This window comes from Novosphingobium rhizovicinum (assembly GCF_040813635.1).
Classification (GTDB): Bacteria; Pseudomonadota; Alphaproteobacteria; order Sphingomonadales; family Sphingomonadaceae; genus Novosphingobium; species Novosphingobium rhizovicinum.
Genome location: NZ_JBFNXR010000017.1, coordinates 220,652 through 240,420, shown reverse-complemented (window position 1 = coordinate 240,420; position 19,769 = coordinate 220,652). Strand labels below are relative to the sequence as shown.

The 19,769-nt window shown below is 62.2% G+C and carries 28 protein-coding genes; 21 read left to right on the top strand and 7 right to left on the bottom strand.

All coding sequences use genetic code 11. From position 1 onward, the window contains the following. Nucleotides 1-4: 4 nt before the first annotated feature. The 19 genes from rplD (at nt 5) to ABUH87_RS02575 (ending at nt 9,638) form a co-directional block, all read left to right on the top strand. Entirely contained in the window at nt 5-631 is a 627-nt protein-coding gene (gene rplD / locus ABUH87_RS02665; RefSeq protein WP_367769049.1) for a 50S ribosomal protein L4, read from the top strand. After that, nucleotides 624-938, top strand: a complete 315-nt coding sequence (locus tag ABUH87_RS02660) for a 50S ribosomal protein L23 (RefSeq protein WP_367769046.1) — start codon at nt 624-626, stop codon at nt 936-938. The genes rplD and ABUH87_RS02660 overlap by 8 nt, the downstream gene beginning before the upstream one ends. Before the next feature lie 4 nt (nt 939-942). After that, nucleotides 943-1,779 carry a 50S ribosomal protein L2 gene (gene rplB, locus ABUH87_RS02655; protein WP_367769043.1) on the top strand — a complete coding sequence of 279 codons (837 nt, stop codon included), beginning with the start codon at nt 943-945 and terminating at the stop codon, nt 1,777-1,779. 6 nt (nt 1,780-1,785) lie between these two features. Beyond that, entirely contained in the window at nt 1,786-2,064 is a 279-nt protein-coding gene (rpsS, locus tag ABUH87_RS02650) for a 30S ribosomal protein S19 (RefSeq protein WP_367769040.1), read from the top strand. After that, on the top strand, nt 2,064-2,441 hold the full coding sequence (gene rplV / locus ABUH87_RS02645) for a 50S ribosomal protein L22 (RefSeq protein WP_367769037.1): 378 nt from the start codon (nt 2,064-2,066) through the stop codon (nt 2,439-2,441). The genes rpsS and rplV overlap by 1 nt, the downstream gene beginning before the upstream one ends. Nucleotides 2,442-2,444: 3 nt before the next feature. Beyond that, nucleotides 2,445-3,140 carry a 30S ribosomal protein S3 gene (rpsC, locus tag ABUH87_RS02640; protein WP_367769033.1) on the top strand — a complete coding sequence of 232 codons (696 nt, stop codon included), beginning with the start codon at nt 2,445-2,447 and terminating at the stop codon, nt 3,138-3,140. A 28-nt stretch (nt 3,141-3,168) separates the two neighbouring features. Then, complete coding sequence (rplP, locus tag ABUH87_RS02635) at nt 3,169-3,603, top strand: 50S ribosomal protein L16 (RefSeq protein ID WP_021233439.1); 435 nt, start codon at nt 3,169-3,171, stop codon at nt 3,601-3,603. A gap of 1 nt (nt 3,604) precedes the next feature. Then, entirely contained in the window at nt 3,605-3,808 is a 204-nt protein-coding gene (gene rpmC, locus ABUH87_RS02630; protein ID WP_367769029.1) for a 50S ribosomal protein L29, read from the top strand. 11 nt (nt 3,809-3,819) lie between these two features. Then, nucleotides 3,820-4,107, top strand: coding sequence for a 30S ribosomal protein S17 (gene rpsQ, locus ABUH87_RS02625; protein ID WP_367769026.1), 288 nt, complete (start codon nt 3,820-3,822; stop codon nt 4,105-4,107). Between the two features lie 111 nt (nt 4,108-4,218). Beyond that, entirely contained in the window at nt 4,219-4,587 is a 369-nt protein-coding gene (gene rplN / locus ABUH87_RS02620; protein WP_367769023.1) for a 50S ribosomal protein L14, read from the top strand. Continuing rightward, a complete protein-coding gene (gene rplX / locus ABUH87_RS02615; RefSeq protein WP_367769020.1) occupies nt 4,587-4,907 on the top strand; it encodes a 50S ribosomal protein L24 in 321 nt (106 codons plus the stop codon). The genes rplN and rplX overlap by 1 nt, the downstream gene beginning before the upstream one ends. Continuing rightward, nucleotides 4,900-5,481 carry a 50S ribosomal protein L5 gene (gene rplE, locus ABUH87_RS02610; protein ID WP_367769017.1) on the top strand — a complete coding sequence of 194 codons (582 nt, stop codon included), beginning with the start codon at nt 4,900-4,902 and terminating at the stop codon, nt 5,479-5,481. The genes rplX and rplE overlap by 8 nt, the downstream gene beginning before the upstream one ends. 27 nt (nt 5,482-5,508) lie before the next feature. Next, the gene (gene rpsN / locus ABUH87_RS02605) at nt 5,509-5,814 is read left to right on the top strand and encodes a 30S ribosomal protein S14 (RefSeq protein ID WP_367769014.1); all 306 of its coding nucleotides are present in this window, start codon (nt 5,509-5,511) and stop codon (nt 5,812-5,814) included. A 12-nt stretch (nt 5,815-5,826) separates the two neighbouring features. Next, the gene (rpsH, locus tag ABUH87_RS02600) at nt 5,827-6,222 is read left to right on the top strand and encodes a 30S ribosomal protein S8 (protein WP_367769011.1); all 396 of its coding nucleotides are present in this window, start codon (nt 5,827-5,829) and stop codon (nt 6,220-6,222) included. Further along, nucleotides 6,222-6,755: a 50S ribosomal protein L6 gene (gene rplF / locus ABUH87_RS02595; RefSeq protein WP_367769008.1), complete on the top strand. Its 534-nt coding sequence runs from the start codon at nt 6,222-6,224 to the stop codon at nt 6,753-6,755. The genes rpsH and rplF overlap by 1 nt, the downstream gene beginning before the upstream one ends. Continuing rightward, nucleotides 6,755-7,093, top strand: coding sequence for a 50S ribosomal protein L18 (gene rplR, locus ABUH87_RS02590; RefSeq protein ID WP_367769005.1), 339 nt, complete (start codon nt 6,755-6,757; stop codon nt 7,091-7,093). Before rplF ends, rplR begins: the two co-directional genes overlap by 1 nt. Nucleotides 7,094-7,095: 2 nt before the next feature. After that, the gene (gene rpsE, locus ABUH87_RS02585; protein WP_367769002.1) at nt 7,096-7,827 is read left to right on the top strand and encodes a 30S ribosomal protein S5; all 732 of its coding nucleotides are present in this window, start codon (nt 7,096-7,098) and stop codon (nt 7,825-7,827) included. 5 nt (nt 7,828-7,832) lie between these two features. After that, nucleotides 7,833-8,009, top strand: a complete 177-nt coding sequence (gene rpmD, locus ABUH87_RS02580; protein ID WP_367768999.1) for a 50S ribosomal protein L30 — start codon at nt 7,833-7,835, stop codon at nt 8,007-8,009. A 1,167-nt stretch (nt 8,010-9,176) separates the two neighbouring features. Further along, nucleotides 9,177-9,638 (top strand): hypothetical protein, encoded by a 462-nt coding sequence (locus tag ABUH87_RS02575; RefSeq protein WP_367768996.1) that lies wholly within the window; start codon nt 9,177-9,179, stop codon nt 9,636-9,638. Between the two features lie 44 nt (nt 9,639-9,682). On the opposite strand, the gene ABUH87_RS02570 is transcribed toward ABUH87_RS02575, so the two are convergent. Further along, nucleotides 9,683-11,101, bottom strand: coding sequence for an aromatic ring-hydroxylating oxygenase subunit alpha (locus tag ABUH87_RS02570; protein WP_367768993.1), 1,419 nt, complete (start codon nt 11,099-11,101; stop codon nt 9,683-9,685). A 459-nt stretch (nt 11,102-11,560) separates the two neighbouring features. Between ABUH87_RS02570 and ABUH87_RS02565 the strand changes: the two genes are divergently transcribed. Then, complete coding sequence (locus tag ABUH87_RS02565) at nt 11,561-12,907, top strand: GGDEF domain-containing protein (protein WP_367768990.1); 1,347 nt, start codon at nt 11,561-11,563, stop codon at nt 12,905-12,907. 32 nt (nt 12,908-12,939) lie between these two features. Here the strand turns inward: ABUH87_RS02565 and ABUH87_RS02560 are convergent, their stop codons facing one another. The 5 genes from ABUH87_RS02560 to ABUH87_RS02540 are packed head-to-tail and all read right to left on the bottom strand — an operon-like array spanning nt 12,940 to nt 17,609. Continuing rightward, on the bottom strand, nt 12,940-13,725 hold the full coding sequence (locus ABUH87_RS02560; protein WP_367768987.1) for an SDR family oxidoreductase: 786 nt from the start codon (nt 13,723-13,725) through the stop codon (nt 12,940-12,942). After that, nucleotides 13,722-14,546 carry an NAD(P)-dependent oxidoreductase gene (locus ABUH87_RS02555; protein WP_367768984.1) on the bottom strand — a complete coding sequence of 275 codons (825 nt, stop codon included), beginning with the start codon at nt 14,544-14,546 and terminating at the stop codon, nt 13,722-13,724. Before ABUH87_RS02555 ends, ABUH87_RS02560 begins: the two co-directional genes overlap by 4 nt. Then, nucleotides 14,543-15,301 carry an SDR family NAD(P)-dependent oxidoreductase gene (locus ABUH87_RS02550; protein ID WP_367768979.1) on the bottom strand — a complete coding sequence of 253 codons (759 nt, stop codon included), beginning with the start codon at nt 15,299-15,301 and terminating at the stop codon, nt 14,543-14,545. The genes ABUH87_RS02555 and ABUH87_RS02550 overlap by 4 nt, the downstream gene beginning before the upstream one ends. A 32-nt stretch (nt 15,302-15,333) precedes the next feature. After that, nucleotides 15,334-16,125, bottom strand: a complete 792-nt coding sequence (locus ABUH87_RS02545; RefSeq protein ID WP_367768976.1) for a carboxymuconolactone decarboxylase family protein — start codon at nt 16,123-16,125, stop codon at nt 15,334-15,336. Continuing rightward, the gene (locus ABUH87_RS02540; protein ID WP_367768973.1) at nt 16,122-17,609 is read right to left on the bottom strand and encodes an aldehyde dehydrogenase family protein; all 1,488 of its coding nucleotides are present in this window, start codon (nt 17,607-17,609) and stop codon (nt 16,122-16,124) included. The genes ABUH87_RS02545 and ABUH87_RS02540 overlap by 4 nt, the downstream gene beginning before the upstream one ends. 160 nt (nt 17,610-17,769) lie before the next feature. Between ABUH87_RS02540 and ABUH87_RS02535 the strand changes: the two genes are divergently transcribed. Then, the gene (locus ABUH87_RS02535) at nt 17,770-18,483 is read left to right on the top strand and encodes a GntR family transcriptional regulator (protein WP_367768970.1); all 714 of its coding nucleotides are present in this window, start codon (nt 17,770-17,772) and stop codon (nt 18,481-18,483) included. A gap of 3 nt (nt 18,484-18,486) precedes the next feature. Here ABUH87_RS02535 and ABUH87_RS02530 read toward each other — a convergent pair whose 3' ends face one another. Further along, on the bottom strand, nt 18,487-19,746 hold the full coding sequence (locus ABUH87_RS02530) for an MFS transporter (RefSeq protein ID WP_367768965.1): 1,260 nt from the start codon (nt 19,744-19,746) through the stop codon (nt 18,487-18,489). Nucleotides 19,747-19,769: the final 23 nt, after the last annotated feature.

Sequence of the window (19,769 nt, the reverse complement as noted above, 5' to 3'; positions counted from 1 at the left end):
GCAAGTGAAGGTACAAGTCCTCAATCTCGACGGTTCCAGCGGTGCCGGCGACATCGAGCTTTCGGACGACGTGTTCGGCATCGCGCCGCGCGCTGACATCCTGCATCGTGTCGTGACCTGGCAGCTCGAGAATCGCCGCGGCATCGCCCGCGCTACTCGCGAGCGTTCGGAAGTTGCCCGCACCGGCAAGAAGTTCGGTCGGCAGAAGGGCGGCGGTACGGCTCGTCACGGTGACCGTGCGGCCCCCGTCTTCATCGGCGGTGGTAAGGCTCACGGTGCTCGTCGCCGCGAGTTCGGCCAGTCGCTGAACAAGAAAGTTCGTGCACTCGGGCTCAAGATGGCTCTCTCCGCCAAGGCGCAGAACGGCCTCGTAATCGTGGACAGCCTCGAAGGCGTCGAAGCGAAGACCAAGGCTCTGGCGGCTCAGTTCGGCAAGTCCGGCTGGAACGGCAAGGTTCTCGTGATCGACGGCGATGCCGTGAACGAGAACTTCGCACTCGCCGCTGGCAACCTCGTCGGCGTGAACGTGCTCCCGGCTGCCGGCGCCAACGTCTACGACATCCTGAAGCATGATACGCTGGTGCTGACGCGCGCCGCGGTCGAGAAGCTGGAGGCGCGTTTCAATGGCTAAGACCAAGGAAATGGATATCCGTCATTACGACGTGATCCTCTCGCCCCACATCACCGAGAAGTCGACCATGCTCTCCGAGCACAACGCGGTCGTCTTCAAGGTGGCGGACAAGGCGACCAAGCCCGAGATCAAGGCTGCCGTCGAGGCGCTGTTTTCCGTCAAGGTGACCGGCGTCAACACGATTGTCGTCAAGGGCAAGACCAAGCGCTGGCGCGGTAAGGAATACCGTCGCAGCGACGTGAAGAAGGCGATTGTCACGCTGGCCGAGGGCCAGTCGATCGACATCACCGAAGGCGTACGGGGCTGATCCGATGGCACTTAAGAACTATAACCCGACGAGCCCCGCGCGTCGCGGCCTTGTCCTCGTCGACAAGTCGAGCCTTCACAAGGGCAAGCCCGTCAAGGCGCTTACCGAAGGCAAGCACAAGACCGGTGGCCGTAACAACAAGGGTCACGTAACGTCGCGCGGCATCGCCGGCGGTCACAAGCAGAAGTACCGCTACATCGACTTCAAGCGTCGCAAGTGGGACCAGCCTGCTACTGTCGAGCGGCTTGAGTACGATCCGAACCGCACGGCCTTCATCGCACTGGTGAAGTACGAGGACGGTGAACTGGCCTACATCCTGGCTCCGCAGCGCCTCGCTGCCGGCGATCAGGTCGTCGCGGGCGAGAAGACAGACGTCAAGCCCGGCAACGCGATGCTTCTGTCGCAGATGCCGGTTGGCACGATCTGCCACAACGTCGAGATGAAGCCCGGCAAGGGTGGTCAGATCGCACGTTCGGCCGGCACCTATGTGCAGGTCGTGGGCCGTGACCGCGGTATGGTCATCGTGCGCCTGAACTCGGGCGAGCAGCGTTACCTGCGCGGCGACTGCATGGGCACGGTCGGTGCCGTGTCGAACCCGGACAACGCCAACCAGACCCTCGCGAAGGCTGGTCGCAAGCGTTGGATGGGCCGTCGCCCCCTCACCCGCGGTGTCGCCAAGAACCCTGTCGACCACCCGCACGGCGGTGGTGAAGGCCGCACATCGGGTGGTCGTCACCCGGTCACGCCTTGGGGCAAGCCAACCAAGGGTGCTCGCACTCGTCACAACAAGCAGACGGACAAGATGATCATCCGTTCGCGCCACGCCAAGAAGAAGAGGTAAGACACGATGGCACGTTCCGTCTGGAAAGGCCCCTTCGTTGACCTGTACCTTCTCAAGAAGGCTGAGGTCGCGCAGGACGCCGGTAGCCGCGCTGGTCCGATCAAGACCTGGTCGCGCCGCTCCACCATCCTTCCGCAGTTCGTGGGCCTGACGTTCCAGGTCTATAACGGGCACAAGTTCATCCCCGTCGCCGTTAACGAAGACATGGTCGGTCACAAGCTCGGTGAGTTTGCACCCACCCGCAGCTTCCCCGGTCACGCGGCCGACAAGAAGGGCAAGCGCTGATGAGCAAGCAAGCTGCACCCCGTCGCGTCGGCGACAAGGAGGCTCTGGCCGTCAACACCACCATCCGTGGTTCGGCGCAGAAGCTTAATCTCGTTGCCGGCCTGATCCGCGGCCGCCGCGCCGAAGACGCGATGAACATCCTCGCGTTTTCCAAGAAGGCAATGGCCGAGGACGCGCGCAAGGTTCTCGCATCGGCGATCGCCAACGCAGAGAACAACCACAACCTGGACGTCGACGCGCTCGTCGTGGCCGAGGCTAGCGTGGGCAAGTCGATCACCATGAAGCGTTTCCACGCTCGCGGTCGCGGCAAGTCCACCCGCATCCTCAAGCCGTTTTCGCGCCTGAGGATCGTCGTTCGCGAAGTCGAGGAGGCCTGAGCCATGGGTCATAAATCCAATCCGATCGGCCTGCGCCTGCAGATCAACCGCACCTGGGACAGCCGCTGGTTTTCCGAGGGCGGTGAGTACCGCAAGCTGCTTGAGGAAGACCTCAAGATCCGCAAGTTCATCATCAAGAGCCTGCCGCAGGCGGCGATCTCGAAGGTGGTGATCGAGCGTCCTGCCAAGCTGTGCCGCGTGTCGATCTATGCCGCCCGCCCGGGCGTCATCATCGGCAAGAAGGGCGCCGACATCGAGAAGCTGCGCAAGCAGCTCGCGGCAATGACCAGCAGCGAAGTCAAGCTGAACATCGTCGAGATCCGCAAGCCAGAGATCGATGCCAAGCTCGTCGCGCAGGGTATCGCCGATCAGCTGATCCGCCGCGTCGCATTCCGTCGTGCCATGAAGCGCGCGATGCAGTCCGCGATGCGCCTTGGCGCTGAAGGCGTGAAGGTGATGTGCTCGGGCCGTCTGGGCGGCGCGGAAATCGCGCGTGTCGAGCAGTACCGCGAAGGTCGCGTTCCGCTGCACACGTTGCGTGCGAACATCGACTATGCCGAGGCCGAGGCGCTGACCGCCTACGGCATCATCGGCATCAAGGTCTGGGTCTTCAAGGGTGAGATCCTCGGCCATGACCCGACGGCGCAGGACCGGTTGATGATGGAGGCTCAGACCTCCGGCGTCCGCCCCGCCCGCTAAGCGCCGCGCTCAGGATTAGAGAAGCACCATGTTGCAACCAAAAAAGACCAAGTTCCGCAAGGCCTTCAAGGGCCGGATCAAGGGTGACGCCAAGGGCGGCACCGATCTGAACTTCGGCTCGTACGGCCTCAAGGCACTCGAGCCCGAGCGGATCACCGCGCGCCAGATCGAGGCGGCTCGCCGCGCGATCACGCGCCACATCAAGCGTCAGGGCCGCCTGTGGATCCGCGTGTTCCCTGACGTGCCGGTCTCGAAGAAGCCGGCTGAAGTTCGTCAGGGTAAGGGCAAGGGTTCGGTGGAATACTGGGCCGCCCGCGTAAAGCCGGGCCGCATTCTGTTCGAGCTGGACGGCGTCGCCGGCCCTCTCGCTGCAGAGGCTTTCAGCCGCGCTGCGATGAAGCTGCCGATCAAGACCAAGGTCGTTGCCCGTCTCGGCGACACCTCGCACCTGGGAGGTGAGTGACATGGCAAAGATCGAGGATCTGCGCGCTAAGACCGACGACCAGCTCAACTCCGAGCTGGCCGATCTCAAGCGCGAGCAGTTCAACCTGCGGTTTCAGGCGGCAACGAGCCAGCTCGAGCGCCCTGCCCGCATCAAGGAAGTCCGCCGCGACATCGCCCGCATCAAGACGCTGCAAACGCAGCGCTCCGCTGAAGCGGCGAAGTAAGGAGACACACGATGCCCAAGCGTATCCTGATCGGGACCGTGGTTTCCGACAAGACCGACAAGACTGTGACCGTGCTCGTCGAGCGTAAGGTGAAGCATCCCCTCTACGGGAAAATCATCCGCCGCTCGAAGAAGTACCACGCCCATGACGAAGAGAACGCGTACCAGACTGGTGAGCGCGTTCGCATCGAGGAGACCAAGCCGATCTCCAAGACCAAGTCGTGGAAAGTGCTCGATCGCCTTCAGGCGAGCAAGGGCACTGCGATCGAGGCAAATCTCGACGTGGACAGCACCCGCTAAAGCCTGTATGGGCGCCGATCCCTCGGTGCCCATACAGCTTTCGCTGGGTTCGAGAGATTTTTAGGAACTGCCGGACTTGTTCCGGCAAGCCGTTGAGAAGGAACCGGATCGATGATCCAGATGCAATCCAATCTCGACGTCGCGGACAACAGCGGCGCGAAGCGCGTCCAGTGCATCAAGGTGCTGGGTGGCTCTAAGCGTCGTACCGCAGGCGTCGGCGACATCATCGTGGTGTCGGTCAAGGAGGCGCAGCCCCGTGCTCGCGTCAAGAAGGGCGACGTGCACCGCGCCGTAATCGTTCGCACCCGCAAGGACGTGCGCCGTGCGGATGGTAGCGTGATCCGCTTCGACACGAACGCCGCCGTGCTGATCAACAAGAACGAAGAGCCAATCGGCACTCGTATCTTCGGCCCCGTCGTCCGCGAACTGCGCGGCCGCGGCTTCATGAAGATCATCTCGCTCGCTCCGGAGGTGCTGTGATGGCTGCCGCGAAGATCAAGAAGGGCGACAACGTCGTCGTTCGTTCGGGCAAGGACAAGGGCCGTACCGGCACCGTTGTCCAGGTCATGCCGAAGGACGGCAAGGTCTTGGTTGAGGGCGTCAACGTGATGACCCGTCACCGCAAGCCGAGCCAGACCAACCCTCAGGGTGGCATCGATCGCATTCCCGCGCCGATGCCGATCAGCAAGGTGAGCCTCGCCGATCCAAAGGACGGCAAGCCGACCCGTGTGCGTTTCGAGACCAAGGACGGCAAGAAGGTCCGCGTGGCCGTGAAGTCCGGGGAGACCATCGATGGCTGATAACTACACCCCCCGCCTGCGGCAGCGCTATGACGACGAGATCGTCAAGGCGATGACCGAAAAGTTCGGTTACAAGAACCGGATGGAAGTGCCCAAGATCGAGAAGATCACGCTCAACATGGGCGTCGGTGAGGCGAGTCAGGACAAGAAGAAGGTCCAGACGGCCGCAACCGAGATGGAAGCGATTGCCGGTCAGAAGCCGGTCATCACCAAGGCTCGGAAGTCGATCGCGCAGTTCAAGCTGCGTGAGGGCATGCCGATCGGTTGCAAGGTCACTCTGCGCCGTGAGCGGATGTACGAGTTCCTCGATCGCCTCGTCACCATTGCGATGCCCCGTATCCGTGACTTCAGGGGCCTCAACCCCAAGTCGTTCGACGGCCGTGGCAACTACGCCATGGGCCTGAAGGAGCAGATCATCTTCCCAGAGATCAGCTACGACAAGATCGAGAAGGTGCGTGGCATGGACATCATCGTCACCACCACCGCGAAGTCCGATGACGAGGCGCGTGAGCTGCTGCGTCTGTTCGGATTCCCGTTCCCGGCGGACACCGCCGAAGAGAAGCAGGCCGCGTGAGCGGTTGCAGGAAGAGAGCTTAAGTCCATGGCGAAACTGAGTTCCGTGAACAAGAATGAGCGTCGCAAGAAGCTCGTGAAGAAGTATGCTGGCAAGTACGAGCGCCTCAAGGCGGTGGCCAATGATGAGTCTCTCGACGAGACCGAGCGTCTGATCGCGCGCCTGAAGCTGGCCGAGATCCCGCGTAACGGCAACCCGACCCGGGTTCGCAATCGCTGCGCCACGACCGGCCGCCCCCGCGGCTACTACCGCAAGTTCGGGATCAACCGGATTGAGATCAGGAACCTTGGCAACAAGGGCATGATCCCCGGCCTGGTCAAGTCGAGCTGGTAAGGATTATTCGAGATGGCTTTGACCGATCCCCTGGGTGATATGCTCACCCGCATCCGTAACGGCCAGCAGGCGAAGAAGGACTCGGTCCTCTCGCCAGCTTCGAAGCTGCGCGCACGCGTGCTCGAGGTGCTGCAGCGTGAAGGATACATCCGCGGCTTTAGCGACGATGCAAGCGGTGCTCACCCGCAGCTGCGCATCGAGCTGAAGTATTTCGAAGGCGAGCCTGCGATCAAGCATATCGCTCGCGTTTCCAAGCCGGGCCGCCGCGTCTATTCGGGTTCCAAGGAACTTCCGATCGTGCGCAACGGGCTTGGTATCACCATCGTGTCGACGCCGCGCGGCGTGCTCTCGGACGCCGAGGCACGTACCCAGAACGTCGGCGGCGAAGTGCTCGCGGAGGTGTTCTGATGAGCCGCATCGGCAAGCGTCCGGTCGCGATCCCAAGCGGGGTCACAGCGGACATCAAGGACGGCGTGCTTTCGGTGAAGGGGCCTAAGGGCACCCTCACGCTCACGTTGCGCGACGAGATCAGCTACACGCTTGATGATGGTTCGATCCTGGTCAAGCCGGCGAACGACACCAAGGAAGCTCGCGCTTTCTGGGGCATGCAGCGCACGCTCGTGTCGAACCTGGTCGAGGGCGTGACCGCGGGCTTCACCAAGACGCTCGAAATCACCGGCGTTGGCTACCGTGCATCGGCGCAGGGCAAGAAGCTCAAGCTTCAGCTCGGCTATTCGCACGACGTCGACATCGACGTGCCGGAAGGCATCGAGATCAAGACGCCAGACAACACCACGATCGAGATCTCCGGCACCGACAAGCAGAAGGTCGGGCAGATTGCCGCCGAGATCCGCCGCTGGCGCAAGCCCGAGCCGTATAAGGGCAAGGGCATCAAGTACCGCGGCGAGTACATCTTCCGCAAGGAAGGGAAGAAGAAGTAATGGCCAAGCTGTCCCTCTTCGATCGCCGCCGGCGTCGCGTCCGTACCACGCTTCGCGCACGTGCCGGCAGCCGCCCGCGCCTCTCGGTGCATCGCACCGGTCGTCACATCTACGCTCAGATCATCGACGACGCGCAGGGCCGTACCATCGCTGCAGCCAACACGCTTGGCGGCAAGGGCACCGACATGGAGGCTGCAACCCGCGTTGGTCAGCAGCTCGCCGAGTCTGCCAAGCAAGCTGGCGTGACGGCTGTCGTGTTCGACCGCGGTGGCTTCCTGTTCCATGGCCGCGTCAAGGCGCTGGCCGAAGCCGCCCGTGAAGGCGGGCTGGAGTTCTGATCATGGCAGAAGAAAACAAAACCGAACAGCCGATCGCGGCTGAGCACCCACAGGCCGGTGAACCGGTTGCAGTGGAGGCACGCGAGAGCGGTCGTGGGGGTCGCGGTGGACGTGGTCGCGGCGGCGATCGTGGTGGTGATCGTGGCGGCCGTGGTCGCCGTGATGATCGTCGCGGACGTGGTGGCGATGATGACGGTGGCGAGGAGCTGATCGAGAAGCTCGTCCACATCAACCGCGTTTCCAAGACCGTAAAGGGCGGCAAGCGCTTCGGTTTCGCCGCGCTGGTTGTCGTGGGCGACGGCAAGGGCCGCGTTGGCTTCGGCCACTCGAAGGCTCGCGAAGTGCCAGAAGCGATCACCAAGGCGACCGCTTCGGCCAAGAAGAAGATGGTCCGTGTTCCTCTGAAGGAAGGCCGCACGCTGCATCATGACGGCAAGGGCCACTTCGGTGCCGGTCGCGTGAACGTGCGCACTGCGCCTGCGGGTACAGGTATCATCGCTGGCGGTCCAATGCGTGCCGTTTTCGAAAGCCTTGGCGTCGCGGACGTGGTGACCAAGTCGGTCGGCACTTCGAATCCGTACAACATGATCCGCGCCACTTTTGACGCGCTGACCAGCCAGACTTCCCCGAAGTCGGTTGCCCAGCGTCGCGGCAAGAAGGTCGCCGACCTGCTCGGCCGCGGTGGCGTCAACGAGGCGGAGGCTGAGGCCGCTGCCGAAGCCATCGTGGAGTAAACGACATGGCGAAGATCAAGATCAAGCAGATCGGGTCACCGATCCGGCGCCCTGAGAGCCAGAAGAAGGTTCTCATCGGCTTGGGTCTCGGCAAGATGCATCGCGTCGTCGAGCTCGAGGACACGGCCGAAGTGCGCGGCGCGATCGCGAAGCTGCCGCACATGGTTGCTATCGTCGACTAACTTTCCCTTGGCGAAAGCCTTGTGAAGCAGGAATGCCCCGGCCTTTCGGTCGGGGCTTTTTGTTTCTAGCGGCTTTGCAGTATCGGCTCTTCAGACGGCGGGCCGCTGGCGAACGCGAAGCCCGCCTCAGACGACCAAAGACGGTCTTGGCTCCGTCCCTGCAGGAGCGGCAGAATTGGTTTCAGGGTTAGCATGGGGGCGCACATCGTCTTCATCAATGGGCTCTCTGGTGCCTAACAACATGATCCTCTCCTCTGGCCGCTCCGCAGTGGCCAGAGACTAACAAAGAAGGGGCTGACAACGACCGTCGAGTTGCAGGCGGTCTGCACATGCTTGTCCTCGTCGGGCTGGCTCGCGCGATGGACATCAATCAGGAGCACACATCGGCTGTGTGGCGCGGGTGCTCGTTACCCGTTTGCGACCGGAGCCCGTGGCTGTCAGCGAACAGCGGGTGGGGGCAGCACCGTTGGAGAAGGGGCAGCGCGCGCGCTCCATACGGCCCTTCCTTCAACTACGACGCGTTTTCCTGGCGAACGCCTCGCTCGGGGTGATTGGACACAACGCACCGACAAACTGACCACACCTGGAATTCCGGAGCGGCGCCCTCTCGGTCGTTCCCCGGAACACACCTGTGGCGTAATCGCGGTGTTGGTACCGTTGGATAGACGCCGGTTAGACGATGCCTGCGGTCCCACCCGGCCTTGACGCCCTCCCGATAACCTGATGGCCGCCGCCATTGCAGACATCAGCAGCTTTGCCGTGGGGCGAACATACCTCCTCCGGGGGACTCTGAGTCCAGAAGATTGGTGTTTGACTTGGCAGTTCCGTCAGCCGCAGGTCAGGTATCCAGGCACCGTGGGGCACACACCAAGAGCCCGTATCCCGTGAGCGGCGCCAGACAGCTCGATCCCACGGCCGATACCCCCCTCTCGGACGTGTCCTCTCTCTCCCATCGGGTCGCCAAGTGTATGTGGCTCTCGCGCCCGACGGCGACCACCTCGCGCCCCGCGTCGCTGCCCGTGTAAGAGCACGCGCATGCGCGTCGAATGTGCAACGTCTGCATCGCGTCGACCTAGGAAAACTACGCAGGAGGAACTTTTCGGTTCGGAAGCGAAGTGAGCCTACCTCAGCGACTTGCGCGGTCGGCACCCGATAAGAAGTGAGACAATGATGGCATATTGGGCTTCGAAAAGCATCGCGCGCGGCGATTGGCTCGATGGCCTTTTCGAGCTTGCGGAGTGGTGTGTGGCAGGTGAGGTGCACGAGGCGGATCATTGCGTGCGTAGAATGAACGAACTGCTCATGCTTGCACCGGAGCCGGAGTTTCTGGAAGGTACGCGCCTACTTCGACCGTCTCAGCTGGAGACCCTGCTCAAGGCGGAAGCACATGATGCAGCCGCCATGGCGATGGTCGGCTGCGGCACGGCTTTTATGCTATCGCGAGCCTCTGACGGGGAGAGTCTGGCGACAGTCGTCCTGGCCGGAGGCCTCAGCGAGAAGTCTGGTGCGGGCGCTTCACCTGCACTTGCGCTGATCGGTGCACTGGCGCTTTCTCTTTCGAGCGCAGCTTCGTCCACTCGCTCCATGGGGCGAGCCGCGAACGATCAAGCAAGATCGGCTTTGCACTGATCAGCTGGCCTGCCGAGGGCAGGTCCAGCTGAAACAGTCAATCCTCAGTCGATATCCAACAGTTTCGGAGCGCCTCGGCCCTCCATGAAATCTGCCAGATTGCGGTGCAGGTTGATGACCTTCTGTTCCTGGTGGGGGTTTGGAAGTGGCCCCCGGAAACCGGACGACTTCATACCCTTCTGAACGAATTCCATGTTCGAGAAGTCCTGCGCGAGAACAGAGCCCCAGTTTTCGCCAATCGGATCGGCATAGACCCACTCGGTCTCCGGCTCCTGCCCCTCAGGAAAACGCTCAAGAGCGTAGCTTTCGAAGATGCACTTGTTCGGGTCGTCACCATAAGGGCGCACTCGATAGCAAAGGGCGAAGGTCTCTCCGTGCAGAATGTTCTGATTAGGGAAGAGCCCCCAGGCAAGACCCGACTCTTTCTTGATGTCAGAAGGAACGTCAGGCCAGATCACGCCGCGCGCAGCATCATCTGCCCGGGCCGACTTCAGCCAATGGGCAATGCACTCTTGCGGGGTGGCCGTCTCTGGCAGTTCGTCCTTCAACCGGCTCGCAGCTTTCACGAGCGTCTCTGTTGAGGCGGAGTAGTTCACCGTCTCGTAGTTCTCACGAATGAGCTCATAGGTGGAGACGCGCGGGTCGTCGCCCTTCCCTGCGCGCGTGGTGCCAGCGCTTTCGCTCATGGCGAACTTTTCGTCACGCGTATCGTAGCTCGACACCGAGTGGAGACCGTACTGCTTGGAGAGCGCGTAGTAGTCGCCATAGGCGAGGAGCTGCGTGTGCGTGCCAGCGACGTGATATGGTTCGAGGAAAGCCTCGATCGCGGTCTTCCAGTTGCAATCGTAAATGGCCCACTGGCGCCACTTGTAATGCATCTTCTCGAGCTCGAAGTGGCTGAGAATTTCGCCAGCACGTCCCATCCAATCCTTCAGCGAAACGCAGTCGGGATCCATGTTGATGTAGATGTAGCCAGCCCAGGTATCCACCTTCACCTCGGAGAGGCAGGTCATCTCGGGAGTAAGCTTGTTATCCCAGTCCTGCGGATCCAGTATGTAGGTGTTCTCGCCATCCAGGTTGAACGTCCAGCCGTGAAATCCGCAGATGAAGTTCTTGCGGTTATTTCCTCGCACGTCGTGCACCTTGCCCGGCAACATGTCCGGAACGCTAACAAGCTGTCGGCCCCGGTGGGGACAGACATTGTGGAAAGCCTTCAGAGTGCCATCATCCTTGCGAAGGACGATGATGGACTCTTCCGCTACGTTGTAGGTCATCCAGTCGCCGGGATTGGGAATATCGGATTCGCGTTCCACCATTTGCCAGATGCGCGGCCACAACAGGCGCTTCTCCGCCTCGAGGTACTCCTTCGAAAGGAAAGCCTCGGTCGGGTAGGTCACCAGCCGCTCTTCATCCATGTCCTGCGGGGTGATGTTTGCAGGCGCAAACGTCTCGGGCTTGTTCATCTGGGCATCTCCCGTTCATTTCCGCGACGGCGCCTCTGCGATAGGCGCTCTGTGCACGAAGGCCTTAAACCAACACTCCTGTTTATTAAGTAACTTTGGGGCCAATGGCCAGAGCGGAATCGTCAGTGCGCGCTTCACCCGCGGCACGGGCGCGGCGGACGGAAAGCTCCGCCTGAATCGTGAACCCCTGGCGGCTGCTCAGAGCGCCGCAACATGCCCGTAACGATACTTCGCAGCACTCAGCAGCTGTGCAAGCTCGGGAAGTATCGCAGGCGGCCTCGAGAATGAAAATTGTGCAAAGTGGACCAAAGGGTCATGGAAATTTTACTCCGGCGCAATAGGGCGGCCGCGATGTCTCCTGCCGCGAACCAATCCAGCTCTAAACCGCTACTCGGCCACATAAGAGCCGTAAGGCTGGGGACTCGCTGGAGCGGGAGCGCGGTTCGGACCTTCCTGATCATGGGAGCGATCGTGGGGCTGGCGAGCCTCCTCGGACTGGCCTCGCGACACACCTTCTCCGTTTCGATCTGGCCGGCGAACGCTGTGCTTGTCGGGACGATGCTGCGACAGCGTTCATGGTCAAGTCCCGCGGGCTGGCTCGGAGCCGCGACAGGCTTCATAGCAGCGGACGTTCTGTTTGGGCGTGAGCTATCTCTCGCCTGTTTCTTTGCCTTCGCCAATGTGATCGGCACAATGACAGCGACGGCGCTCCTCGCGCGGCTTCATGCGGAGGATCTTCAGCTGCGCAGAACACACTCGGTCCTGCGAATCCTCGCCTGCCTTTTACCAGCCTGCCTTGCATCCGGGCTGGCAGGCGCAGTTCTTGTCGTGCTCGAGTTTCGTGGCTCTGCTCTTCAGACGCTGACCACCTGGCCCGCCAGCGAACTGGTCAATTATTTGACTTTCTTGCCTGCGATGCTGACTCTTACACCGCACTTCCCGCCCGGAGCGAGGAAAGACGGCTCTCGTGATGCCGGAGCGGCAGCCTTGCTCGTGTTCTCCTGCATAGCAGCCTTCTGGTTCGACGGGCCGGGAAGCGTCATGTTTCCGATGCCCGCACTTCTGCTTTGCGCCCTGACTTATTCAACTCAGACAACGGCCTTGGTGACGATGGCGCTGGGAGCCGGGTGCCTCACCACCCTCGGGCTGGGCGTCGTCAATATCGGTCAGGACATGTCAGATCCGAGCATGGTGCTGTCGATCCGCATAGCGGTTGCATTCCTAGTGCTCGTCCCCCTCACGATCAGCAGCGCGATGGCTGTGCGCGACGATCTGCTGGCTCAGTTGCGAACGGCTGCGGATCACGATGGGCTGACCGGCCTCTTGAACCGCCGGGCCTTCGAGCAACGCATGGACGGCCAACTGAACGCCCTGTCGGGTAAGGGTCGGGATGGGGGCTTCGCGCTTCTTTGGCTCGATATCGATCATTTCAAGGCCATCAACGACCGGCATGGCCATCTCGCCGGCGACGAGGTGCTCCGCGCGTTCGCTTCTGCTGTCCGCTCTTGCTGTCGCAGCACCGACCTCGCTGGTCGAGTAGGGGGAGAGGAATTTGCCCTGCTCCTGAGCGTCCCCAACCCCGAAGCTGCGGGACAGGCTGCAGACCGCGTCCGCGAGGCATTCGCTGAGCGCACTGTAACTTGGAACGGTATTCCAATACCCGCCACCGTCAGCATCGGAGCCCATTATCTCGACAGCGCTCCGGGTGACGTTCTCAAGCTCGTAAGCCACCTGGATCAGGCACTTTATCGTGCGAAGCGGAACGGCAGAAACCGGGTGGAGTGGGCAAGCAGCTTGGCGGCTTGAGCTTGCCCCCACCAGACCTGCTCGTTTCAGCTTCAGGGCCGCAAAACCCAGCCGCCGTCGACGTGAATGGTCTGGCCTGTGATCCACTGCCCAGCGGGTGAACACAAGAGCAGAGCAGTGCCCACCAACTCATCGGGTTCCCCCCGCGCGCGCATCGCGCAGGTCATCTCGAGGAACTTGATGAAGGGCGAGTCATCCGGAACCAGCAGCTTGCCTGCGTCGGACGTGACATTCCCCGGAGCTATGGCGTTGCAGGTGATTCCGTCCTTGCCGAACTGCTTGGCCAGCGTGGTCGTCAGTCCAACCAGCGCAAGCTTCGTGACGCCGTACAAACCCGTTGCCGGGAATGCTCCCCCAGAGGACTGATTGATGATCCTGCCACCGCCCCGCGCCCGCATCGAGGGCAACACGGCGCGTGAGCAAAGCAGCGCTCCATTGACGTTGACTCCAAAGGCGCGGTTCCATGCCTCAAGGCTGATCGTCTCACAATTGTCGTAGCTTACGTCCACCATCAACGCGGCGTTGTTGACGAGAATATCAACCCCGCCGAACGCATCATTGGCAGCCGCAGCCATGGCCAGCGTAGAGTTCTCGTCCGCGACATCCACCTGGGTGGCGACTGCACGGCCGCCCTCGCTTACGATCTCCTCAGCGACAGCTTCGGCGCCTGCGCGGTTGAGATCCGCCACTACTACCGCGGCGCCGGCGTTCGCGAGGCCAAGAGCGTAGGCCCGGCCAATCGAGTTACCACGTCCACCCGCGCCGGTGACAACCGCCACTTTCCCATCGAGACGAAACTGATCGAGGGTAAAGCTCATGGTCGGTACTCCGTGGCATCTGGTCCGCCGGTTGCGGCGCTAAGAAAGGGATCGGCGGCGGCACGCAGCGCTTCGGCTCCTGCGTCATCGGGAAGAGTTGTCTTCAGAAGCCCGACGTCCTTGACGAGCAGAGGAGCACCGACTGCGAAATCGCGTGGATGCGGCAGGCGTGCGAAGACTTCGAAGCCGAAGCTGCGCCCGCTGCTGGCCTTGATCAGGTCCGCAAGAGCACCCCGGTCCAGGTCGAGAGCATCTCCAGCCTGCAACGCTGCCTGAGCGAGTCCCATGTTCGCTGCCAGGAGCGCGTTGTTGACGATCTTCGCACGTTGGCCCGCCCCCACCTCGCCCAGCAGGACGACCAATTCGGCAAAGGTGTCGAGTACCGGGCGCGCTGCGGCAAACGCATCTGCCGCTCCTCCGCACATGACGGTGAGTGTTCCCGCCGCTGCGCCGGCGCCGCCGCCGCTGACCGGTGCATCAATCAGATCAATGCCATGCGCGGCGCAGCGCCGCGCCAATCCTTGGCAGGTCTCTGGAAGGACTGTCGAATGGATTACGATCAGGCTGCCTGACCGCATTGCGGGGATAAGTTGCTCGCAAACGGACGCGACGTCGTCATCATTGACGACGCAGACGCCGACGTGATCGCAGTCTGCGCCAAGCTCCGCGATGCTCCCTGCGACGTCTGCCCCTTTGGCAGCGAGGTCCTCAGCGACCTCGGATCGGCGTGCCCATACGGTCAGCGGGTACCCTGCGGCCAGGATCCGTTCCGCCATTGGGCCACCTTGGCTACCCAGGCCGATGAAACCCACCCGATTCATCCTGCCGTGATCCCGGCATCGATGGTCACGCAGCTGCCGTGAAAGCCCTTCCCCGCTTCCGAGGCGAGAAGCACGATCATGCCAGCCACCTCATCGACATCCACTGTCCCGCGGTAGCCTGTGTACCGCTTCAGCAGTTCGAAATCACATCCTTCGGGAGGGGTGAAGTTCCTGGCGATGTTGGTCACCATACCCCCGGGAGCGACTGCGTTGATCCGTATCGGCTTTCGCACGTACTCCATGGCCATGGCCTTGGTCATGTTCACGATGCCCGCTTTCGTGGCGCAATAAGCCGCAGCGTAGGCTTCGCCGATGAAAGCGGCAGACGACGCCACGTTGACGATGGCACCGTTGGCTTCGAGCAGATGCGGGATCGCCGCCTGCGACAGCATGAAGGGCGCTGTCAGATTCACCGCGAGGGTTCGCGCCCAGAGTTCCTCCGGCATCTCGTGCGAGTTCGCCAGGTAGATGATGCCAGCAACATTGCAGAGGCCATCGAGCCGGTCGAACTTTTCGACGGCAGCGCTCACTGCCTCCTTGCAAGCTGACGGGGGTGACAGGTCCGCCTGGTGAAGCAGTGCTTCGCTTCCCGGAACCAGGAGAGCCTGTGTCTCGGCAAGCCCGTCTGCATCCGCGTCGACCAGGCACAGCTGGGCACCCTCTTGCGCAAATCGCAGCGCCGTCGCCCGGCCCAGCCCTGAGGCCGCGCCGGTTACCAGCACGACCTTGCCGCTCATATTCGTGTCGATATCCATGCCGCAGTTCCCCTTGTCAGCCGTTCCCCTTGTCAGCCGTTCCAGGCCAAGCCCTTTTCAATTTTCGCGGCCATTTCGAAAACGACGCTCTGGATGACCGAGGCTTTCGGCCAACCGGCATGGACTGCGTACTGGAGCACGAACTCATGCAGCTCCGCCGCGGTGCAGTTGCCGCTGGCCATGGCTGCGTGAAAGTGACTGCGTATCGGCACATCAGCTGCCGCGTTCGCCACGCCGACGAGGGTCAGGAAACGGCGTGAGCGCTGGTCCAGGCCAGGACGGCACCACATCTCTCCGAAAACGAAGTTCAGGATCCCATGCTCGAGAAAGGGAACGCCATTTCCCACCGGAGGCCCGTCGAAAGTCATCACCTCGTTGAACGCGGCGAAGCCGGCTTCCATCCGCTGTCGCGGGTCCCAGGGCGCGCCACGTATGGGATCGAGGCTGACGCTATCCAAGCCGAGCTCGGCCTCTACAAGCGTGATAGCCTCATCCAAATCGCCCCCTACACCCCAGCCACAGTAGACGGAGAGATGCAGCGCCGCCTCGCGAAGTTCACCAAGGGTGAGCTCACGTGTCGCCAATGCGCCACGTACGTAATCCACGAGGGTTGTTCGGGGGCCGCCGCTGCTGGCGGCGGAAGCCAGGGAAATGAGGAAACGCGCACGCTGGTCCAGCCCTGGGCGAGACCAGACTTCCGCATAGACGAAGTCTCGCCAGCTTTCCTGCAGGAGTGTCTCGGGACGATCATGCTCACGCCCTGTGAGCTTTGCCTGAAGCGAATGGCCCCTCTCGCTCCGGTCGGCCGGATTCAGCGCCGTCACTGGCCCTGCTCCGGAGCAGCCATGCTCATCCAGATATTCTTGGGCTGGAGGAACTCGTGCAACCCCTCCACACCGCCCAGTCTGCCGTGCCCGCTCTTTTTGAAGCCACCAAACGGGCAGTTCGGCTGCATCGCCTCTCCGGCGCCGTTGACGTGGATCATGCCCGCGTGAAGCTGGCTCGCGACATGGTGAGCACGGCGCAGGTTCTGCGTATGGACGTACGCTCCCAGCCCGTATTCGGTTCCGTTCGCGAGGGCGATCGCCTCCTCCTCGGTGTCGAAGGGAGTTGCGACAAGAACCGGCCCGAACACCTCCTTCTGCGCGATCTCCGAGTCGTTCGCGACATCCGCAACCACCGTGACAGGCAGATAGAAGCCGTCCGCGAACTCGCCATCGAGGCGCTTCCCACCTGCGACCACGCGGCCGCCCTCACCTGTACTGCGGTCGATCATGCCCTGAATGCGACCGAGTGCCGCGTTGCTGATGACCGGGCCCAGGACCGTCGAGGCGTCGAAAGGATCGCCGGCCTTCACGTGGCTCGCCATGGCCGCCAGCATTTGCAGGTACTGGTCGTAGATGCTGCGCTGTACAAGCAGACGGGTTCCGTTGACGCAGCCCTGCCCGTTGGAAGAGACCGCGCCGCTCAACCCCTTCTTCGCGGCGACCATCACGTCGGCGTCATCGAACACGATGACCGCTGACTTGCCGCCGAGTTCCAGCCCCACTGGCTTCAGGGACTGGGCAGCACTGGTCAGAACTTTCGTCGCAGTGCCCCCCGATCCGATGAATTCGATCTTGTCGATGCCGTGGTGCCGCACCATGGCCTCGCCCACGTCGGCGCCTCCAGTCACCAGGTTGACGACGCCGTCGGGGATGCCGGCTTCCTGCAGCAGTTCGACCAGCTTCATCACGCTATAAGGCGCCAGGTCGGGAGATTTCAAAACAACGCAGTTGCCCGCCGCAAGCGCCGGAGCCATCACCATGGTCGCCGCGAAAAGAGGCCCGTTCCAGGGCACGATGACACCGACGACACCATAGGGTTCGAACGCCACGTAGTCGTGCGCAGGAGCACCCCACATCGGAACTGTGCGGCCGTGGATCTTGTCGCACCAGCCGCCGAAGTAGCGGAACTTCTGCGCCGCGTCGTAGCCCATGAACGGAGCGGTCATGGCCACTGAGCCATTCTCCGCGACGAGGCTCGGAGCGATCTCCGCCGACCGAGCCTCGAAAAGTGCTGCGATCTTGAACATCAGGTCACGCCGCTTGTCGCCGGGCAATGCGCGCCAGCCGGGCTGCGCCGCCCGAGCGGCTGCGACAGCGCGCTCCACATCGTCGGCACTCGCCATGCGAAACTCACGCGTGACGCGCCCTGTCGCGGGATAGACGTGCGCGACGACTTCGCCGCTGCCCTCAGCCTCCCGCTTCCCGCCGATGATGTTCGCGAATTGCGGAAGCGCGGCCGCGTCCGGATCTCTGAAGCCCATATCCTCTCACTCCCCGGCTGCAGCAGCCGCATCGCGCCTCTCATGACTGGAGGCGCTTTCTCGATTCTTTCGCCACATTAATATGCCTATCTTGTCTCTTTCAATCTCTATTTTGAGCGTTAAACAACATCGATCCAGTAGAAAGACGCATATTATTACCATGATTACGGAAACGGCTACCGAGCAAGAGCCCGCCAAGCGCCAGGTAGTGCGCACAACCGTGGATAAGCTGCGCGAGCGGATCTATGCGAAGGCTGCAAACGAACAGATCGGGTCTCTTCGCGACCTCGCGCGGGAATGCGGCGTCGGCATCGTGACGATCCAGCAAGCCGCACGCATTCTCGAGCATGAGGGCATACTGGAGGTTCGGCGGGGACCCGGCGGCGGGTACTATGGTCGGCGACCGGATCTTCGCGACATGGAGCGGGTGCTTGGAGCCTACCTTCAGAGCGAGCCGGCTTCCTGGAAGGAAGTGCTCGACATAACGTCCCTGCTCTTCAACCAGCTCTGCTCAGCAGCAGCTCGCTGCGCCGATGATCTTCCGCGTGAGGAACTGCGGACCGTGGCTCAAAAGATCTCTGCATGCGAGGACAGCAGCCAGCTTGGAGCGCTGGAGACGGAACTGCAGGAAGTGCTGTTCCGCATGGTGCGTCGCCCTCTGTTCGAATTGCTCACGCGTGTTGTCCTCGGAACGGCACAAAGTGCCGGATCCGAGGACGCGATGCGCAACTTCTTCGGCTTCGATCAATGGAAAGAAAGCCGCGCCAGCATCATCGCGGCGATTCTGGCGCAAGACGCCGGCCTCGCGCACTTCCAGGCGAACCGCCTCAACCGGGAAGTGCTCGTGCAGCTATGTGGATTGCAGAGCTACTGACACTTACGCTTGACCCGTGCCGACGACGCCGGGAGGAGGTACCGCCTCCTCCTCCCGCGCGGCTTCGGCATCAGGTGCTCGTCCGCCTCTCAATAGCAGGACCGCTGCGGCACCCACTAGCACGGCAGCGCCGACGATCGTGAGATACAGGTCGTAGCCGCCGGTCTCCTCCAGGGTATAGCTGAGGAGCAAAGCGCCCGCCGCCGCGGAGAACGACATCGCCGCCGTGAGCAAGCCTAGCGTAGAGCTGTAGACCCGCACTCCAAAGTGACGGGCGACAAGGAACGCGACGATGTCGCCCTCCGCCCCGAAGGCAAACCCGAGGCAGAACACCGCAAAGGTAATCACTTCCGGTGAATCCATCGACGAGGCGAGCAGAAAAAGCCCCAGGCTCGGCAAGGCGAGACCGACGAAGGACGTCAAACGCACATTGAAACGGTCGAGAGCAACGCCGGTGACAAAACGTCCCGCCAACATGCCTACGGACACCGCGCTCAGCATCACCCCGGCGCCCTCTCCCGGGATGCCATTCGCCAGAAGGAGCAGCTTCAACTGCACCAGCACGATCGTCTGCGGCAGGTTGCACAGTAGCATAGCGACCAACAGAGCCCAGAATGCGGGCGTGCGAAAGATGAGGGGGTAGTCTTCCCGCGCGCGACCCTTCGGAGCGGCTGCGCCCTTCTGCCCCCGGTCGGGCGGCAAGAGAAGGAAGGTCACGAGCCCGGCAATGGCGGTGCCGAGAGCGACGATCTGATAGCTTGCACGCCAACCATATTCTTCGACATATCCGTTCAGCAGCGGCGCGATGATGATCCCCGCGATGGCCGGTCCGGAAGCTACGATCGCCAGCGCCAGTCCCCGAGCATGCTGCACATGCTGAACGGCGGCGCGGGTATAGACGGTCGAGGTGGTGGTTACGCAAATCAGGCTCTGGAACGCGAAGATGACCACGTACAACCACAAGGAACCGCCCATCGCACTGTAGGCGAGGTACACCAGCGGCAGCGTGACCTGACCGATCAAAGCGGTCTTCCGCACGCCCAGAGTATCCGCCAGCCGTCCGACGAAAGGAAAGACGAACGACATCAGAAGGGCCAGGCTTCCCACCATGGCGAAATCGGCTTGTGACCAGCCCGTGTCGGAAACAAGCGTGGGCGCGATGGTGCTGGTGATCGTTCCGACGATGGACATGCCGCTGGCCATGCCGATGGTGGCAGCAAGCAACGGCCTCCAGGCCTGCCTTAGCTCCGACAGATAACTCATTGATCCTCCCAAGCGAACCCGTG

Bases quoted from the DNA above. Each gene is read 5' to 3' on its own strand.
- rpsQ (WP_367769026.1), top strand. From the start codon at position 3,820: ATGCCCAAGCGTATCCTGATCGGGACCGTGGTTTCCGACAAGACCGAC.
- rplN (WP_367769023.1), top strand. From the start codon at position 4,219: ATGATCCAGATGCAATCCAATCTCGACGTCGCGGACAACAGCGGCGCG.
- ABUH87_RS02575 (WP_367768996.1), top strand. From the start codon at position 9,177: ATGATGGCATATTGGGCTTCGAAAAGCATCGCGCGCGGCGATTGGCTC.
- ABUH87_RS02565 (WP_367768990.1), top strand. From the start codon at position 11,561: ATGGGAGCGATCGTGGGGCTGGCGAGCCTCCTCGGACTGGCCTCGCGA.
- rplB (WP_367769043.1), top strand. From the start codon at position 943: ATGGCACTTAAGAACTATAACCCGACGAGCCCCGCGCGTCGCGGCCTT.
- ABUH87_RS02570 (WP_367768993.1), bottom strand. From the start codon at position 11,101: ATGAACAAGCCCGAGACGTTTGCGCCTGCAAACATCACCCCGCAGGAC.
- ABUH87_RS02530 (WP_367768965.1), bottom strand. From the start codon at position 19,746: ATGAGTTATCTGTCGGAGCTAAGGCAGGCCTGGAGGCCGTTGCTTGCT.
- rpmC (WP_367769029.1), top strand. From the start codon at position 3,605: ATGGCAAAGATCGAGGATCTGCGCGCTAAGACCGACGACCAGCTCAAC.
- rplV (WP_367769037.1), top strand. From the start codon at position 2,064: ATGAGCAAGCAAGCTGCACCCCGTCGCGTCGGCGACAAGGAGGCTCTG.
- ABUH87_RS02555 (WP_367768984.1), bottom strand. From the start codon at position 14,546: ATGAATCGGGTGGGTTTCATCGGCCTGGGTAGCCAAGGTGGCCCAATG.
- rpsC (WP_367769033.1), top strand. From the start codon at position 2,445: ATGGGTCATAAATCCAATCCGATCGGCCTGCGCCTGCAGATCAACCGC.
- rplR (WP_367769005.1), top strand. From the start codon at position 6,755: ATGGCCAAGCTGTCCCTCTTCGATCGCCGCCGGCGTCGCGTCCGTACC.
- ABUH87_RS02660 (WP_367769046.1), top strand. From the start codon at position 624: ATGGCTAAGACCAAGGAAATGGATATCCGTCATTACGACGTGATCCTC.
- rpsN (WP_367769014.1), top strand. From the start codon at position 5,509: ATGGCGAAACTGAGTTCCGTGAACAAGAATGAGCGTCGCAAGAAGCTC.
- rplE (WP_367769017.1), top strand. From the start codon at position 4,900: ATGGCTGATAACTACACCCCCCGCCTGCGGCAGCGCTATGACGACGAG.
- rplP (WP_021233439.1), top strand. From the start codon at position 3,169: ATGTTGCAACCAAAAAAGACCAAGTTCCGCAAGGCCTTCAAGGGCCGG.
- ABUH87_RS02560 (WP_367768987.1), bottom strand. From the start codon at position 13,725: ATGAGCTTTACCCTCGATCAGTTTCGTCTCGATGGGAAAGTGGCGGTT.
- rpsE (WP_367769002.1), top strand. From the start codon at position 7,096: ATGGCAGAAGAAAACAAAACCGAACAGCCGATCGCGGCTGAGCACCCA.
- rpmD (WP_367768999.1), top strand. From the start codon at position 7,833: ATGGCGAAGATCAAGATCAAGCAGATCGGGTCACCGATCCGGCGCCCT.
- rplX (WP_367769020.1), top strand. From the start codon at position 4,587: ATGGCTGCCGCGAAGATCAAGAAGGGCGACAACGTCGTCGTTCGTTCG.
- ABUH87_RS02535 (WP_367768970.1), top strand. From the start codon at position 17,770: ATGATTACGGAAACGGCTACCGAGCAAGAGCCCGCCAAGCGCCAGGTA.
- ABUH87_RS02550 (WP_367768979.1), bottom strand. From the start codon at position 15,301: ATGGATATCGACACGAATATGAGCGGCAAGGTCGTGCTGGTAACCGGC.
- rpsS (WP_367769040.1), top strand. From the start codon at position 1,786: ATGGCACGTTCCGTCTGGAAAGGCCCCTTCGTTGACCTGTACCTTCTC.
- ABUH87_RS02540 (WP_367768973.1), bottom strand. From the start codon at position 17,609: ATGGGCTTCAGAGATCCGGACGCGGCCGCGCTTCCGCAATTCGCGAAC.
- rpsH (WP_367769011.1), top strand. From the start codon at position 5,827: ATGGCTTTGACCGATCCCCTGGGTGATATGCTCACCCGCATCCGTAAC.
- rplF (WP_367769008.1), top strand. From the start codon at position 6,222: ATGAGCCGCATCGGCAAGCGTCCGGTCGCGATCCCAAGCGGGGTCACA.